Below are 15,392 nucleotides of genomic sequence, written 5' to 3'. Positions count from 1 at the left end.
AGGAGGCGTTTTATGGCCAGTATTTTTAGTAAAATTATTGCCGGTGACATCCCCGGCCATTTTGTTTGGCAAGATGACATTGCCGTTGCCATTATGACTATCGGCCCATTAAAACCCGGTCACGTGTTGGTGATTCCCCGTAAAGAAGTCGACCATTGGTACGACCTTGATGCCGATACCATGGCGCACTTAACCGTAGTGAGCCAGAAAATCGCGCGCGCCTTGCAGCAAGCGTTTCCCGCCGAGCGCGTGGCGATGATTATCGCGGGTTTAGAAGTACCCCATACGCATTTGCATTTGGTGCCGATGGATGAAATGGGGGAGTTGGATTTTTCCCGTGCGGGGGAGGGGGATCATGTTGAGCTTGCGGCGCAAGCGGAGAAGATTCGTAGTTTTTTGTAGTTGTGCGCTTTGCGGTATTTGCTATGCAGAGCTAATGACTGATGGGGAAGGGCATTGTTATCAGGTGTAGGTGCTAAACGACTACATTCTCGGAACCTCAGATTTGCTTGCCCTCAGTCGCCGGGCGGGCCTTTGAATCTGGATTTCATTATTCCGAAGGTCGCCTCTAAAGCTAGTTGTTCTAGGCTACGAAGCACCGTTTTTTGGGCCCCTGCAGCCAGCCGAGCGTAGGCCTATTTTAGGGGGTAAGCAAACAGGGACAAGGTGAATGGCGCAGAGCGACAGAGAGGGCAGCCTGGGCTGCGTTTGCGCAAGTCTCGCCAGTGCAGGGACGCACTGTCGAGACGGCCCTCTAAAATGGGCCGGAGCGAGGGTACCCGTTAGGGCTGAGATGCCGGGGTGGCCTCTTTTGGTGACTTTTCTGGCCAAACAGAAAAGCCACTCGCCTGCCCGGCGACTGAGGGCAAGCAAATTCGGGAGTACGACAATGCAAATCGTTTGGTACCCACAGCATAATAATGCCGCCCTATGGAAAACGACTTAAATCCACTGATACCCGTGTCGCCGCTTAGCTTCGCACGGGATGGCGTTATAGGGGCACACGGCTATAACGTAACCAAAAAACTAAAACCCCTGCCAAAAACTCGCCAACGCAAACCCCAAAAACAACGCAAACGCCCCGATATGCACCCACTTTAAATTAATGCGCTGCAATATCCAGCGGCCAAAAATAACCACCGGTACATTTGCCAGCAACATGCCGAGTGTGGTGCCGATAATCACCATCCACGTCGCGCTGTATTTTGCCGCAAGCACCACCGTGGCAATTTGAGTTTTATCGCCAATCTCGGCTAAAAAGAACAGCACGCAAGTGGCTCCAAACGGGCCGAGCGCGGCAAAGCGGCCGTCGCCGCCGTCTTCTTTGTCGGGGATTAACATCCACAGCGCGACCGCTAAAAAGCTGGTGCCGATAATCCAAGGCAACCACGTGGGCGGAATTAAACCGCCTAACCAATCACCTAGCCACGCGGATAAACCGTGGTTGATAATAGTCGCGACTAAAATGCCTAAACAAATAAGCGCTGGGCGACCATAGCGGCCCACCAGTAAAAGGGCGAGCAGTTGAGTCTTATCGCCCATCTCGGCAATAGCCACGGCGAGGGTTGAGCCTATTAATGCTTCCATATTTTTAATTAAGTTAGTTAATGAGTTGTTCTGTAATAATTTTGGTTACTCAAAGTTTGGGTTCATCCCAAACAGAGGAGTCTTAATTGCTTGAGCCTGCTACGAAGCACCGCTTTGGGGGCCCCTGCAGCCAGCCGAGCGGAGACTTATTGTAGAGGGCCGCATCGCAAGAAGTGACTCGCCAGCCCGGCGACTGAGGGCAAACAGTTATAAGTGTGAGGTACAGCAATTGTATGGCACGTTTGCTCATATAAGTGCAGAAGCTGAAATAGTATTCATTGTTGGCTTAACACCCGTGCGTCGGCTGCTCCCACTTGAAATTAAAGTCACTCGCCCCGCCCCGGCGAGACGGGCCTATAAACCAAGCCCGCCTTTGGCGGAAGCCTAACTAATAACTTAAGTTAGTAAGGAAGATATTCCCGCTTCTCCCCATAAGGCAGCTCAGGCAACTGCGCGCCCACCAACTCCATTGCCTCGACATACACTTTTTTTACATCGGGCTTTAGGCCCACCTTCATTCGGCGTGACAACATAGTCACCGGAAACAGACAGTCTTTTGTGTCGTTAATGCACAGGGCGCGTGAGCGGCCGCGGCGGTCTTCGTAAATCTTCCAGGCGAGTGCTGGCTCGTCGCTGAGCATTACATCGGCCAGTACCACACCCAGTGCTTGCAGGGTGAGCTTGTCATCATTGGCGACTAATTCGCGGTCAATCACCCGCTGCAGGGTGTTTAAATCGCTTTTGTCGCCACGTATGGGCGTGCCAGTGTTCTCACGGGTTAAGCGGTCGACCCGCGCGCGCTGCTTGGCTAAGTAGCTGCTGTCGGTCCAGCTTAACGCTTCGACGATGGGAAATTGTGGGTCGATTTGTGCGTGGCTGCAAGGGCTAATCATAACCAGCAGTAATACCGCGCTGCTTAACAGTTTATTCATCGACGAGTTCCTCTTTGGTCACACTGATTTGGCGCTCGGGCTCTTCGGGCCGAGACTGATCATCTATCAGAGTGATGGGTTCGGGGTGAAGTTCACTCAAAGGAGCCGATAAGCCCGAAGCGGCTACCACGTGTACGTGATCGCGGCGCAGTTTACGCGGCTCGGTGACGCCGCACGCGTGGGCGATAAGCCCCACACCGTAGGTCATGTTGCGCTGGTAGTGGGCAACTCGGGTGGCTTTATCGGTGGGGTCTAGGCCTTTTTGCAGTTTAGGGTCGTGAGTGGTTACCCCCGTCGGGCAGGTGTTTTTGTGGCACTGCATGGCTTGAATGCAACCCAGGGCAAACATAAAACCCCGTGCGCTGACGGTAAAATCGGCGCCACAGGCCAAGGCCCAGGCGACTTTCGCGGGGGTGATAAGCTTGCCCGAGGCAATGATTTTAATACGCTCTTTGAGACCGGCCTGATTGAGCAAATCGGATACCCACGGCAGGCTTTCTTTTAAGGGCAGGCCGACAAAGTCCATGAGCGGTTGCGGCGCCGCGCCGGTACCACCGTCGCAACTGTCGATGGTGATAAAATCCGGGGCGCGATCGAGCCCCCGCTGCTTAACGGCGTGCACTAAGTCTCGCAGCCAGCCTTTATCCCCAATCACTGCTTTAAAACCCACCGGCAAGCCGGTGACTTCACGGATATGTTCGATCATGTCCAGCAGATCGTCCACCGAGCGGATATCCGGGTGGCCATTGGGACTAATGGACGGGTGCCCCTCGGCAATACCGCGAATACCGGCGATTTCGGCGGTGACTTTCTCGCCGGGGAGGATGCCGCCTTTGCCGGGTTTGGCGCCTTGGCTGAGTTTGATCTCGATCATGCGCACGTTGTCGTGGCTGGCGATAGCTTTTAAGCGCTCGTCACTGAGTTGGCCCTCGGCGTCGCGCACGCCGTACTTAGCGGTGCCTACTTGAAATACAACATCGCCACCGCCCTCTAGGTGATAGGGCGATAATCCCCCTTCGCCGGTGTTAATCCAGCAGCCTGCTTTGGCGGCCCCCGCCGATAGCGCGCGCACGGCCGGGCGCGATAGCGCGCCGTAGCTCATGCCCGAGATATTAAAAATCGAGGTGGTGGTATAGGGAGAGCGGCAAAATGGCCCGATGGTGACCTCAGAGGGCAGGGCGGCGTCTTGTTCTAGCGTTGGGAACGCGGAGTTTAAAAACATCACGCTGCCGGTGGGCGATAGGTCACGGGTCGAGCCGAAGGCAATATTGGCATCGACGTTTTTAGCGGCGCGATAGGCCCACGAGCGCTCGGCGCGGTTAAAGGGCATTTCCTCGCGGTCCATGGCAAAGAAGTACTGCCGAAAAAACTCACCCATGTGCTCAAACAGGTAACGAAACCGGCCAATAACCGGGTAGTTACGGCGTATGGTGTGGGCGCTCTGATTCACGTCTATGATGTAAAGCACGATCACGGTAGCGATGAGCAGCAAAATAAACCCGAGAAACAGTAGCTCGAATATACTCAGTACAGACAGAGCAAAGTTGTCGTTTTTCATGGAATTTGGCTTTTAGTTTGGCGATTTCTGGTTGAATTTTGTTCGGTCAACCCTATTGCCACGGGCATATTGAGTGTTAACCGGTTATAGGTCGCGCTATGATAGGCTTTTTTGTGCGCAACTGCATGTTTGCTGGATGCGTGATTGCGGCGAATGATGTTTACAGGGCGATGGAGTAAAGCTATGCGCGGTTTTTTACTATTGTTGTTGTGGTTGGTGGTGCTCGGCCAGGGCGCGATTATCTATATGGGCTACGAGCGCGAGCAGGCATTGAGTGCCGAGGTGGCTGCGCTACATAAAGAGGTTGCGGCGCTGCGCAAGGATGTTAGTGTGCAACGCGGCAAGCTGGCGGCGATGGAACGACAGTCGGTGAGCGCGATGGTGGCTAAAGCCAACAAGGTAATTGTGGAGGGCTGGGATGCCATCGTCGAGTCGGAGATGACCCGCGCACGTGCCGCGTTAACCGAGCTTGAAGCCGAGGAGCCGATCGATCAGACGACGCCTGGTGGCGCGCAGTCAAGAGCCGGGCAGCCCCGCGAGGCGCAATAATCGCACCGCCGGTGACGTAAAAAGTGAACAAATACCGAAAAGGATAGAGCAATGAAAGCATTAAAAATTATTTTAATTATCTTGCTGTTGGTAGTGGTGTTGATAGGCGGTGGCCTCTATTACCTGTTTAGCAACTTAGATTCACTGGTGGCCTCGGGGATTGAAAAGGCCGGCTCGGAGGTTACCCAAACCGAGGTCAAGGTCGATAAAGTACACCTTGAGCTGCGCAAAGGTCGTGGTGAGATTTACGGTTTGAGCATTGCCAACCCGCCGGGTTACACCTCTGCCAACGTGTTTAAGTTTGATGAAGTCGCACTGCAGATCGAGCCGACCAGTGTCACCCAGCCTGTCATCGTCTTAAACGAGGTATTGATTGACGGCGCGTCACTAACCGCCGAGCACAACGGCGGTGCCAGTACCAATATTCAAGAGATAACCAATAATGTTCGATCCAGATTTTCCGGTGGTGGCAAACCCGAGCCAGAGCCGGCTGACAGCGGTAAAGAGCTGCGTTTTATGGTCGAAAAACTGGCGTTTACCAATATCTCGATGGCGGTAATTTCGCCCCAGTTTAAAGATCGCACGGTTACTTTGAATGATATCAAACGCAGCAACCTTGGTTCTCGCGAGCAGGGCCTAACCGCCCAAGAGCTGGCACAAGCGATTGTGCAACCGCTTATCGATAACGCTAAAAATCGCTTGGAAGATGAGCTTAAATCGCGCGCTCGGGAAGAGGCTGGCAAGGCCTTAGAGAAAAACCTCTCCGACTCAGACAAAGAGAACCTCGATAAAGTGAAGTCTCTGTTTAAAAGTGAATAGGCGGTGAAGTCGGCGCAGAATGTGTTATCGGCGTTCTGCGCCTAAATGATAAAAAGCCCGCTGGCGTTATGCGGGCTTTTTATCGTGGCCGGCCTATGCATTGGGTAGGGCTTATGCACTGGGTGGTAATAACTTAAAAGTTTCGTCCGCAACCAGCTCGCCTTCGATCGCGAGGGTAATGCGCCACGGGCCCTGTTTGTTTTCGATGGGCGCCCAAATCGTGTCGCCGATAAAAAAATTCCAATCGTTTTGGCGAATAAACTCCTCCCCGCTAAAGGGGGGCAAGGGTGCGCCGTTCTCGTCCGGAATATCGGGGTGGTAGATGCAGTACTGCAGTTTTTTGTTTTTGGCTTTTTTAATGTTGGCGATGTAGCCAAATTCCACATCCAGCTCGCACGGAATCTCACGGGTGACTTTTAGCAGCTTGGGCAGCGCTTTTGATTCGCTGTTCCAGGGCGTATAAATGCCCCAGCTTTTCAGTTTAACCTGGTGTTTCTTTTTAGCCATGAGTACGCGGTGCGGTAAGTGTCTGTGAGAATGCGGCGGCCACTATACACCGCCGAGGGGCCGCTGTTAACTCTGGGGCACGGTGCCCATTATCGGCGGCTGTGATAGCCCTTACCCCCAAGCTGCGATAAACTGCGGCCTATGAAATGGTTGCTGTCGATATTAATCGTGTTATTCGTGGGGTTGCAGTACCGGCTTTGGGTCGGTGACGGCAGCTTTGCGCACCGTGCCCGGCTGGAGCGCGAAATTAGCCAACAAACGGCCGAAAATCAGCGCTTGTTAGAGCGCAACCGAGTGTTGGCAATCGAGGTGGAAGACCTTAAAAATGGCCATGAGGTGGTTGAGGCCCGCGCCCGTAGTGACATCGGCATGATTAAAGAGGGCGAAACCTTCTTTATGACCCACAACCCAGACGACTAAAACACTTATGCCTTCGGATACTTCCAGCCGCTGCTGGGCCATCGTTCCTGCCGCCGGCTGTGGTGCACGGATGGGCAGCCAGACCCCCAAGCAATATCTGCCCATCGATGACAAGCCTGTGTTGGCCTACACCTTAGAGAAATTACTCGCGGTACCCGCCATTGCCGGTATTGTCGTGGCTGTTGGTCGTGATGACGCGCAATGGCGCACACTGGCACTGGCCAATCACCCCAAGATTCAAACGGTTATCGGTGGCGCCGAGCGAGCTGACTCGGTGCTGCAAGGGCTGCAGGCGCTATCGCTATTTGCCGGCCCCACGGATTGGGTGCTGGTACACGACGCCGCGCGCCCCTGTGTGCAAGTGGCTGATATCGAGCGATTGCTGCAGCAGGTGCGGGGCACAGACGGTGGCCTGTTGGCGGCGCCGGTAAGCGATACTATTAAAAAGGTAGAGGCCGGCCGGGTGAGCGCAACAGTGGATCGCCGCCAATTGTGGGCGGCGCAAACCCCGCAGTGCTACCGGCACCAAGCGCTAGAGGCGGCGCTGCGCGAGGCGAGCCGCAGTGGCTTAACGGTTACCGACGAAACCAGTGCGATGGAGCACGCGGGCGTGGATGCCTTAGTGGTCGAGGGGCGGTTTGATAATATAAAAATTACCCGCCCAGAAGATTTATGGCTGGCGCAGGCAATATTGCGCCATCAGGCTGAGGAGCCGTTATGAGAATTGGTCAGGGTTACGATGTCCATAAGTTTGGGCCGGGCGATAAGATCGTGATTGGCGGCGTGGTGATCCCCCACACCCAAGGGCTAGTGGCGCACTCGGATGGGGATGTGTTGCTGCACGCTTTGTGCGATGCACTGTTGGGCGCTTGCGCCCTGGGAGATATTGGCCGCCACTTTCCCGATACCGACCCACAGTACAAAGGGGCCAATAGCCGCGAGCTGTTGCGTTTGGTAAACCAAAAAGTACGCGCCACCGGTTGGCAGTTGGGCAATGCGGACATGACGGTTATCGCCCAAGCGCCGCGCATGGCGCAGCATATAAGCGCCATGGGTGAGGCCATTGCCGCCGATTTAGATTGCTCGCTGAACCAAGTGAATGTGAAGGCGACCACCACCGAAAAACTGGGCTTTACCGGCCGCGAAGAGGGCATTGCCGCCGAGGCGTGCGTGCTATTAAAACCATTGGTCGGAGCGCCGTGTGCCTGAGCTATTTAATACAGATTTTCCCCGCGCTTACGGCGAGCTGCTAGGCGAGGCAGGGTTTCGCTCTGTTAATGCCGACTTTAAGGTGTTTGAAGAGTTGGGTTTTCTCCCGTCAGGCGAGGGCGAGCACGTTTATTTAGAGATCGAAAAAGACGGCGACAACACCGCTTGGATCGCGCGTCAAATTGCCGCACTGGCTGGTGTTGAGACTCGCGATATTGGTTATTGCGGCCTGAAAGATCGCCACGCGGTGACACGCCAGTGGTTTAGTGTGTATTTACCCAAAGGCGCCGAGCCCGATTGGCAGATGCTAGAAACAGACACCTTGCGGGTGTTAAACCGCGCGCGGCACAAACAAAAACTGCGCCGCGGGCAACATCTGTGTAACCGTTTTAGCATTTGGTTGCGCGATGTTACGGCTAATCACGCGCTTCTCGATCAGCGCCTGCAATTGCTTTTTGAGCAGGGGGTGCCCAACTACTTTGGCGCACAGCGCTTTGGTATTGATAGTGGCAACTTGGCGTTGGCCCAGCGGATACTGGTTGATCAGGTTAAAATCAAAAACCGGCCCAAGCGGCAAATGGCCATCTCGGCGGCACGCTCATACCTGTTTAATTTGGTATTGGCTGAGCGTGTAAAACGCGATTGTTGGCGCCAGCTAATGCCGCAAGAAACCGCACTAGAGGTTGCCGGGCAGGCGCTTCCCAGTGGGCCCTTGTGGGGGCGCGGTCGGGCGCCCGTAACCGGCGCCGCCCAAGCGCTGGAGGTGCAGGTGTTGGCCGACTGGCAGCCTTGGTGCGAACCGTTAGAGTTTACCGGCCTTAACCAGGATCGTCGGGCGTTAGTCGCTAATCTACAGGACTTAAACTGGCTGTGGGATGGCAATGACATACGCTTGGATTTTGCGCTGGGGGTGGGCTGCTACGCGACCTCTGTCATCGCCGAGCTAGTGACGGCAAAGCTCCCCGAGCGGGCCCCAGAGGCCTGATTTAAACGGCATTTATGCTATAGTGGCGTCATCAAAAAAAGGCACTGGGCTTTAGTCTGGGCCGTATTAACAGGGGTAGACGGTGAGCAATCTGATTCTGGAAGGTGTGGGTATGACGTCGCTACGCACCCGCGAGCGGCTAGTGCAGCGGCTGATGGAGCAGGGCGTCAGTGATTTAAAAGTGTTGGATGTTATCCGCAATACCCCGCGTCATCTGTTTTTGGATGAGGCCTTGTCACACCGTGCCTACGAAGACTCTGCTCTGCCGATCGGTTTTGGTCAAACGCTATCACAGCCTTATATTGTCGCCCGCATGACCGAGGTTTTACTGGGTGCGGCGGGTGGCTCGCTTAAGCGTGTACTAGAGGTAGGCACCGGTTCTGGTTATCAAACCACCGTGCTGGCACAGTTGGTCGAGCAAGTCTACAGCGTCGAGCGCATTAAGCCTCTACAAGATAAAGCCCGTCAGCGGTTGCGCCAGCTAGGTTTGCGCAACGTTGTACTAAGTCATGCCGATGGCGGTTTTGGCTGGCCAGATAAAGGTCCGTTTGACGGTATTTTAAGTACTGCCGCGCCGCGCTTTGTACCGGAAGAGCTCAAGCAACAGCTGGCCCCCAATGGGGTGCTGGTTATTCCCGTCGGGGATCGCGAACAGAGTTTGCATTTGGTCTTGCGCGTGGGTGAAACCGACGAGTTTGTCACGAAAGTCTTAGAGCCTGTGCGTTTTGTCCCGTTGTTATCGGGAACGGCACGCTGATGGCTTCCACTCCGATTATTGCAACCTTATTAAAAGGCATGGCTATGGGGGCCGCCGATGTTGTGCCGGGCGTATCCGGTGGCACCATCGCCTTTATTACCGGTATTTACGAGCGTTTGTTAGCGGCGCTTAAATCATTTACACCCGCCGCGCTGCTGGTGCTAAAGCGCGAGGGGTGGCGTCCCTTTTGGGCCTATGTGGATGCTACTTTTTTGTGTGCGCTGTTTGGCGGTATTTTACTCAGTATTGCCACTTTGGCCCACGGCATTGAGTTTGCGCTGGCGGAGTATCCGCTGCAGGTGTGGGGTTTTTTTAGCGGCCTTATTTTAGCCTCTACGATTTATATTGGCCGGCAGCTGCATTGGCGTGCTCTCGTTGTGCTGGTCGCTTTTTGTGTTGGCGCGCTGGCGGCGATCTGGCTTGGCTCGGTTAAGCCGATCAATATGCCGATTAATACCCTGACGATTTTTGCCGCCGGGGCCATCGCTATTTGCGCGATGATCTTGCCGGGCATCTCGGGCAGCTTTTTGCTGCTTATTATGGGGGTGTACCCCGTTATTATTGCGGCGGTTACGGAGTTTAACCTTAAGTTACTGCTGACCTTTATGGGTGGCTGTGTCGTGGGTTTGTTGTTGTTTTCGCACTTATTACACTGGTTGCTGCAGCGCTATCGGCAACCGACTTTGGCGTTTTTGTGCGGCGTACTGGCGGGCTCTTTAAGTATTGTTTGGCCGTGGAAGCACGCCGTGGTCACGGTTGTCGATCGCCACGGTGAGACTGTACCTTTGGTACAGCGCAATTTAATGCCATGGGACTACGAGTCAATAACCGGTGTTAGCAGTGCCTGGCCTGGCGTACTTACGCTGTTTGTGGTGGCGGTAGTCATGGTTTTTGCGCTGGAATATGGCGCCCGAAGGCTACAATTAAAACGTGCGGCGAACGCCGCATAGCGGCAGCGCTTAAAGGCAATGAAGAACCTGTCGGGTCGCCCTTAGTTCCGATGTCGTGCCCTTTATTTAAGATAATTTTTAAATAATGGAGAATTGCTAATCGCTAAAGTAAATAAGCCGACAGGGGTAAGTGAGTCCATGAGACAGGCCAAAATGTGGACGCAGGTCACATTATGCGGTTGGCGCATAAATCGCCTGTTCATTATACTGATCACCCTGCTGCTTTGCGCTTGTAGCTCGGCACCGCCTGCGTCTGTTGCTGACCGGCAGCAGCCTCCTACTCGTAAAATCTTGTTGCACACGGTTTCTTCCGGTGAAACGCTCTATTCGATTGCGTGGCGCTACGGTTTAGATTTTCGTTCGCTCGCCCGTCACAACGGGATTGGCCCGCCCTATACGATCTATAAGTCGCAACAGTTGCGGCTGGATATCGATGACGCCTCTAAGCGTCGCCCCCCGCCGTCGATTGCCGCCGAGACCCGGCGCCCTGTCGCTACCCGTAATAACACCACCGTGGTGGCTCAAGGGCCCAAAGCCACGGTGGGCACAACGGTGAATAGCGCGCCGACACCCCAAGTCGAGCGGGCGCCACGTTCTGAAAATAAAACACCTGCCGCTACTAACGCCAACCCGCCGCCGTTAATAAGTGGCCCCGTGCAATGGCGCTGGCCCGCCAAAGGGCCGGTGATCGGTGGCTTTAGTAGTTCGAGCGGGTTAAACAAAGGTATTGATATTGGCGGTAAAGTAGGGGACTCTGTGATGGCAGCCGGAGCGGGGCGAGTTGTTTACGCAGGCACCGGTTTGCGCGGGTACGGTAAGTTGGTGATCGTCAAGCACAACGAAACCTTCCTGAGTGCCTATGCTCATAATCAGGCACTTTTAGTACGCGAGGGAGACAGCGTAAAAGTCGGTCAGCAAATTGCTAAATTAGGTTCCAGCGGTACCGATAAAGAGAAATTGCATTTTGAGATAAGGCGCGATGGTAAGCCGGTTAATCCGCTAACGTATTTGCCTAAGCGTTAATGGATTTACGTCTTACGCCTAAAAATGTTTAATATGTAGTCGCGCTAGTCCTGAGTGTGAGCCACACGGTTGTGGCAAAGTGGTACTGTTGGAAAGATTGTCAGCCGGAAGTGTGGCGACAAACTCCGGTATGGATCCTGAAGGGGGCCTAGCATGCCAGTACAAAATAGGGAAATAAGCACAGCCAGCCGCAACGAACATATCCTTGCTCACGCCGAGGATGGCGACGTTACTGAAATTACACTTGAAGATGAGCCCAAGCGCACACTCGCGAAAGCTCGAAAACTCTCACCTGATCGATTCTCCAATGACTCCTCCTCGCTTGACGCGACCCAAATATATTTAAATGAAATAGGTTTTTCGCCGCTACTGAGCGCCGAGGAGGAAGTGTACTTTTCGCGCAAATCGCTGCGCGGCTGCGAGGCCTCGCGCAAGCGAATGATAGAAAGCAATTTGCGCTTAGTGGTGAAAATCTCTCGCCGCTATGTCAATCGAGGCCTGGCGCTCTTGGACTTAATAGAAGAGGGCAACCTGGGTTTGATTCGCGCGGTAGAGAAGTTTGATCCAGAGCGTGGGTTTCGTTTCTCAACCTATGCCACTTGGTGGATTCGTCAAACCATTGAGCGGGCGATTATGAATCAGACCCGCACTATTCGTTTGCCGATCCATGTAGTGAAAGAGCTGAACGTTTACTTGCGTGCGGCCCGCGAGCTGACGCAAAAACTCGACCACGAGCCCTCAGCCGATGAAATTGCCAAAATGCTAGAAAAGCCGGTAAGTGATGTTGAGCGCATGCTGGGTTTAAACGAGCGGGTAACGTCGGTTGATACACCTATTGGTAGTTCTTCCGATCGCACCGTGGTCGATACCATCACCGATCAGCGAGAATCCAACCCCGCAATTTTAACCCAGAACAGCGATATCAATGATAGTCTGGATTTATGGCTGGATGAATTGAGTGAGAAACAACGCGAGGTCTTGGCCCGTCGGTTTGGTTTGCGTGGCCACGAAATCAGCACACTGGAAGAAGTTGGCCGGGCGATTGGGTTAACCCGCGAGCGAGTACGGCAAATACAAGTCGAAGCGCTGCGCCGATTGCGCGATATTATGGAGACGCAAGGCCTCAGCAGCGAAAACCTGTTTGGCGTGTAGTGAGCCTAGCCTTTACATGTAGGTGTTAGCTCACATTGGATCTGCCTGCTCTCGGCCAAAGCGGGGCTGGCAGTTTTACAGTGAATTGCGCGTTCTTTTAAGGTGTTGCGCTGTGCAACACTACCAACGATTTTATATCCCTTCCCTAGGCTTCCTGTCGCAGACGGTTAAAGAGCGCCATCATTCGACAAATTTTGATAGCAGGCGAATATAAGCGACTTGATAGCCGTTGGAATTTTCCGTTACCTGCCAAGAGTTAACCGGCCAGCCGGTGTTAAAATCGGCGTAAGACTTCATGGGTGGTTGATTGTGGGGCGGCGATAGTGGCGCCATGCCACAGCGGGCGTTGTTGCCCGAGCCGCCGCAACTGGTGGGGCAGCATGCATCCCAATTGTATTGCGGGTTGGCACCGCCGACCACAAAGCCCGGCGCCGGCCCATAATTCGATTCAGTGACTGAATCCCAATCGGCGCTGCCGTCGGTAAACCAGCTGTGGTAAAAACTATCGACTGAGTCTTCGGCTCCATATGCCCCCATATTGGACAAATAGACTTTCCCCATGGGGTTTACACCGTGTAGGTAGTGCAAGTAATCCAAAGCGACGTCGTCAATAGCGTTGTCAGAGGCCGATGCAATGGCAAATTTTTGCAATCTATAAAAGGTTGCCCCTTTCACGGCCATGGTACGGCTGCTGCCCCAAGTAAAATTGCCATCGCCGATAAATGCCCGGTAGGCGTCTGTCTGGTTGTGGATGTCGCTCCAGTTTTCCGCCCCTTGCATCGATTGCTGATATTGTTGGTTCAGGGTGTCAGCGACCGAGCTCGTGGCATTGGGTAAGCGTGCGTACACCAGTAATGCGTGCAACAGTTCTTCGTTCCATGGTGACACCCAGTAAATGTCGGGCCGGTTGGCGTCAACATAATCGCGATAAGTGCTATCGCCGGTTGTCGCAAATAAGTAAATAGCCGCCGCGAGCTTTTTGTCCTTGCGGCCACTGTTATCCACCTCTTGCTCGCCGGCGGCTACACCATTATCTGAGTTACGGAATGTCACTGAGGGGTTGGCATCCGCCCAGCGCCAGGCATCGATCGCCCGCTGCTGTAAATGGCTGGCGTAGGTCTTTAGCGTATCATCATCAAATTGGGTAAATAGCTCGGCGCCGAAGGCAAAGGCCGCCGCTGCGGCCAGTGAGGCGTTGGTGGTCGCCGGACCATAGACGCTGGGACCATCGGCGCTGGAGGGTGGGCTGCCGTGATCTAATCCCATCACCGAGAGTACTGAGCCATCGCTTTCTTGCATTTTAACCAGCCAATCCATGCCCCATTTTATTTCATCGACTAAATCGGGGATGCCATTGCCGGATTCGGGCAGGTTGAAATCATCGCTCCAAATGGCCGGGCGATCATTGTAGGTTTCCATTAGGCTGAGCAAATAACCCGCGTGCCAGCTGGTGTATTTATTATAATCGCCGGCATCATACCAACCGCCGCTTAAATCCCGCTCGGTACTGGCATCATCGGTAGCGTTATACAAACGCGCCTCGGTATCTTGCCCCGGTTTCATATGGCTGGCCTCGTCGGCCCAGGCCGCCTCGGCGAAGGGTGTGCGTTTGGCAAAACCGGCGCGCTGGTAAAAGAAGGTGCGCACGGCTTGAATGAGTACGGGACGGTAAACATCGCTGCCAATACGAAATTCGGCTGAGCGCAAATGGTTGTCCGCATCGACTATTACATAGTCGCCGGGCTCGCGTACGCTACTAAAGTCCAGCCACCAGACTTTATCGCCTGAGGTGGTGTTTACCTCGCCATCGCCCCACACGACGGGGGAGCCCGTAAACACGATTTCACCACTGGCTATATTGACCACTTGATAGCTTGCGCCCGGGGTATACTCGATACCGGCGTCAAAACCTTGCTCGGGGCGGCGCAGCACCGCCGTTTTACTGGAATTAGGTAAATAGCCGAATTGGTCAACAACAATGCATTTGACGACTGGCAAGGATTCGGTTGATGGCTTCACTGTGGTGTCAACGCCGCAACCGCGCGCCGTTAACTCGCCCGCTGCGCTAGCGGACGAGAAGGCGCTAGACGCAAGGCTACTGCTTATGGATGACGAGCTAATCGCACTAGAAACTGTGTCGCTGTTTGCCGCAGAGCTGGAGCTGCGCGCCGGGGTGCTACTGGCGTTTGTAACAGAATCGCTAGCGCCGCCCCCTCCGCCGCAGCTGGTGAGAGTGGCCGCTAGCATGTGAACGACGATTAACCGCGCAATACCCATAAGGCTTTCCTGTTATCGTTTTTATGGTCAAGAGTATTGAAACCCTATCGGACTGCGATGTTTTTGTAAATATAAAATCGGTTTTTATACTTGATTTTCTGATGGTGCCGCTTGTACGGAGGGGGCGGCGCTCAGGCCTGAGTGGTGACGTGTGCTAAGCACGAAAACTTTGATGGCTTGGTTGAGCGAGTGACTGCTTAGTCAATAAGGGGCTATGAGCGACAGTAGAAACTTGAGAGCGTCTTAGTCTAGCTATCAGTGTGAGATTTACAGGCATAAAAAAATCCAGAATTTCACTGAAATTCTGGATTTTTTGTAGGCCAATAACACGGCTGAGGTATTAGCGCTCTAGGTATTGCAGTTTGCCTTCGACGCCATCCCACTCTTCGGCATCGGCCGGAGCGTCTTTCTTCTCGGTAATATTGGGCCATACCTCAGATAACTCGGCGTTCAGCTCCAGATAAACCTCTTGCTCTTCGGGCAACTCATCTTCTGAGTAAATAGCGTCTACCGGACACTCTGGCTCACACAGAGCGCAATCGATACACTCATCTGGGTGAATAACCAAAAAGTTGGGCCCCTCGTAAAAACAATCGACCGGACAAACCTCGACACAGTCGGTGTGTTTACATTTAATGCAGTTATCCCCAACTACGAATGTCATTGT

At 53.9% G+C, this 15,392-nt stretch carries 18 protein-coding genes; 12 read left to right on the top strand and 6 right to left on the bottom strand.

Going from position 1 to position 15,392, the window contains the following annotated elements; all coding sequences use genetic code 11:
- Nucleotides 1-12: 12 nt before the first annotated feature.
- Complete coding sequence (locus AACY82_RS07575) at nucleotides 13-402, top strand: HIT family protein (protein ID WP_339616183.1); 390 nt, start codon at nucleotides 13-15, stop codon at nucleotides 400-402.
- Between the two features lie 624 nt (nucleotides 403-1,026).
- Here AACY82_RS07575 and AACY82_RS07570 read toward each other — a convergent pair.
- The 3 genes from AACY82_RS07570 to AACY82_RS07560 form a co-directional block, all read right to left on the bottom strand.
- On the bottom strand, nucleotides 1,027-1,587 hold the full coding sequence (locus tag AACY82_RS07570) for a TMEM165/GDT1 family protein (RefSeq protein ID WP_339616182.1): 561 nt from the start codon (nucleotides 1,585-1,587) through the stop codon (nucleotides 1,027-1,029).
- A gap of 401 nt (nucleotides 1,588-1,988) precedes the next feature.
- Nucleotides 1,989-2,519 (bottom strand): DUF3806 domain-containing protein, encoded by a 531-nt coding sequence (locus tag AACY82_RS07565; RefSeq protein WP_339616181.1) that lies wholly within the window; start codon nucleotides 2,517-2,519, stop codon nucleotides 1,989-1,991.
- A complete protein-coding gene (locus tag AACY82_RS07560; RefSeq protein ID WP_339616180.1) occupies nucleotides 2,512-4,077 on the bottom strand; it encodes an FMN-binding glutamate synthase family protein in 1,566 nt (521 codons plus the stop codon). The genes AACY82_RS07565 and AACY82_RS07560 overlap by 8 nt, the downstream gene beginning before the upstream one ends.
- Before the next feature lie 183 nt (nucleotides 4,078-4,260).
- On the opposite strand from AACY82_RS07560, the gene AACY82_RS07555 reads away from it, so the two are divergent.
- Nucleotides 4,261-4,626: a hypothetical protein gene (locus tag AACY82_RS07555; RefSeq protein ID WP_339616179.1), complete on the top strand. Its 366-nt coding sequence runs from the start codon at nucleotides 4,261-4,263 to the stop codon at nucleotides 4,624-4,626.
- A 51-nt stretch (nucleotides 4,627-4,677) separates the two neighbouring features.
- Nucleotides 4,678-5,445, top strand: coding sequence for a hypothetical protein (locus AACY82_RS07550; RefSeq protein WP_339616178.1), 768 nt, complete (start codon nucleotides 4,678-4,680; stop codon nucleotides 5,443-5,445).
- A gap of 111 nt (nucleotides 5,446-5,556) precedes the next feature.
- On the opposite strand, the gene AACY82_RS07545 is transcribed toward AACY82_RS07550, so the two are convergent.
- Nucleotides 5,557-5,952, bottom strand: coding sequence for a DUF3859 domain-containing protein (locus tag AACY82_RS07545; RefSeq protein ID WP_339616177.1), 396 nt, complete (start codon nucleotides 5,950-5,952; stop codon nucleotides 5,557-5,559).
- Nucleotides 5,953-6,093: 141 nt separating this feature from the next.
- On the opposite strand from AACY82_RS07545, the gene AACY82_RS07540 reads away from it, so the two are divergent.
- The 8 genes from AACY82_RS07540 (at nucleotide 6,094) to rpoS (ending at nucleotide 12,448) form a co-directional block, all read left to right on the top strand.
- Nucleotides 6,094-6,372, top strand: a complete 279-nt coding sequence (locus AACY82_RS07540) for a septum formation initiator family protein (protein ID WP_339616176.1) — start codon at nucleotides 6,094-6,096, stop codon at nucleotides 6,370-6,372.
- Nucleotides 6,373-6,379: 7 nt separating this feature from the next.
- Nucleotides 6,380-7,093 carry a 2-C-methyl-D-erythritol 4-phosphate cytidylyltransferase gene (gene ispD / locus AACY82_RS07535; protein WP_339616175.1) on the top strand — a complete coding sequence of 238 codons (714 nt, stop codon included), beginning with the start codon at nucleotides 6,380-6,382 and terminating at the stop codon, nucleotides 7,091-7,093.
- Nucleotides 7,090-7,581, top strand: coding sequence for a 2-C-methyl-D-erythritol 2,4-cyclodiphosphate synthase (ispF, locus tag AACY82_RS07530; protein WP_339616174.1), 492 nt, complete (start codon nucleotides 7,090-7,092; stop codon nucleotides 7,579-7,581). The genes ispD and ispF overlap by 4 nt, the downstream gene beginning before the upstream one ends.
- Complete coding sequence (locus AACY82_RS07525) at nucleotides 7,574-8,566, top strand: tRNA pseudouridine(13) synthase TruD (protein WP_339616173.1); 993 nt, start codon at nucleotides 7,574-7,576, stop codon at nucleotides 8,564-8,566. The genes ispF and AACY82_RS07525 overlap by 8 nt, the downstream gene beginning before the upstream one ends.
- A 112-nt stretch (nucleotides 8,567-8,678) precedes the next feature.
- Complete coding sequence (locus AACY82_RS07520; protein WP_339616346.1) at nucleotides 8,679-9,323, top strand: protein-L-isoaspartate(D-aspartate) O-methyltransferase; 645 nt, start codon at nucleotides 8,679-8,681, stop codon at nucleotides 9,321-9,323.
- Nucleotides 9,323-10,273: a DUF368 domain-containing protein gene (locus AACY82_RS07515; RefSeq protein ID WP_339616172.1), complete on the top strand. Its 951-nt coding sequence runs from the start codon at nucleotides 9,323-9,325 to the stop codon at nucleotides 10,271-10,273. The genes AACY82_RS07520 and AACY82_RS07515 overlap by 1 nt, the downstream gene beginning before the upstream one ends.
- A 291-nt stretch (nucleotides 10,274-10,564) precedes the next feature.
- Nucleotides 10,565-11,296 carry a peptidoglycan DD-metalloendopeptidase family protein gene (locus AACY82_RS07510; RefSeq protein ID WP_339616171.1) on the top strand — a complete coding sequence of 244 codons (732 nt, stop codon included), beginning with the start codon at nucleotides 10,565-10,567 and terminating at the stop codon, nucleotides 11,294-11,296.
- Nucleotides 11,297-11,449: 153 nt separating this feature from the next.
- Entirely contained in the window at nucleotides 11,450-12,448 is a 999-nt protein-coding gene (rpoS, locus tag AACY82_RS07505; RefSeq protein WP_339616170.1) for an RNA polymerase sigma factor RpoS, read from the top strand.
- 180 nt (nucleotides 12,449-12,628) lie between these two features.
- On the opposite strand, the gene AACY82_RS07500 is transcribed toward rpoS, so the two are convergent.
- A complete protein-coding gene (locus AACY82_RS07500) occupies nucleotides 12,629-14,467 on the bottom strand; it encodes a glycoside hydrolase family 9 protein (RefSeq protein ID WP_339616169.1) in 1,839 nt (612 codons plus the stop codon).
- 1 nt (nucleotide 14,468) lies between these two features.
- Here AACY82_RS07500 and AACY82_RS07495 point away from each other — a divergent pair, with 1 nt between their 5' ends.
- Nucleotides 14,469-14,699, top strand: coding sequence for a hypothetical protein (locus AACY82_RS07495; protein WP_339616168.1), 231 nt, complete (start codon nucleotides 14,469-14,471; stop codon nucleotides 14,697-14,699).
- Nucleotides 14,700-15,065: 366 nt separating this feature from the next.
- On the opposite strand, the gene fdxA is transcribed toward AACY82_RS07495, so the two are convergent.
- A complete protein-coding gene (gene fdxA / locus AACY82_RS07490) occupies nucleotides 15,066-15,389 on the bottom strand; it encodes a ferredoxin FdxA (RefSeq protein ID WP_339616167.1) in 324 nt (107 codons plus the stop codon).
- Nucleotides 15,390-15,392 lie beyond the last annotated feature (3 nt).

The sequence above is a fragment of the uncultured Gilvimarinus sp. genome, assembly GCF_963972205.1.
GTDB classification, from domain to species: domain Bacteria; phylum Pseudomonadota; class Gammaproteobacteria; order Pseudomonadales; family Cellvibrionaceae; genus Gilvimarinus; species Gilvimarinus japonicus.
The sequence above is the reverse complement of the archived record's forward strand: the minus strand, read 5'-3'. Positions and strand labels throughout refer to the sequence as shown.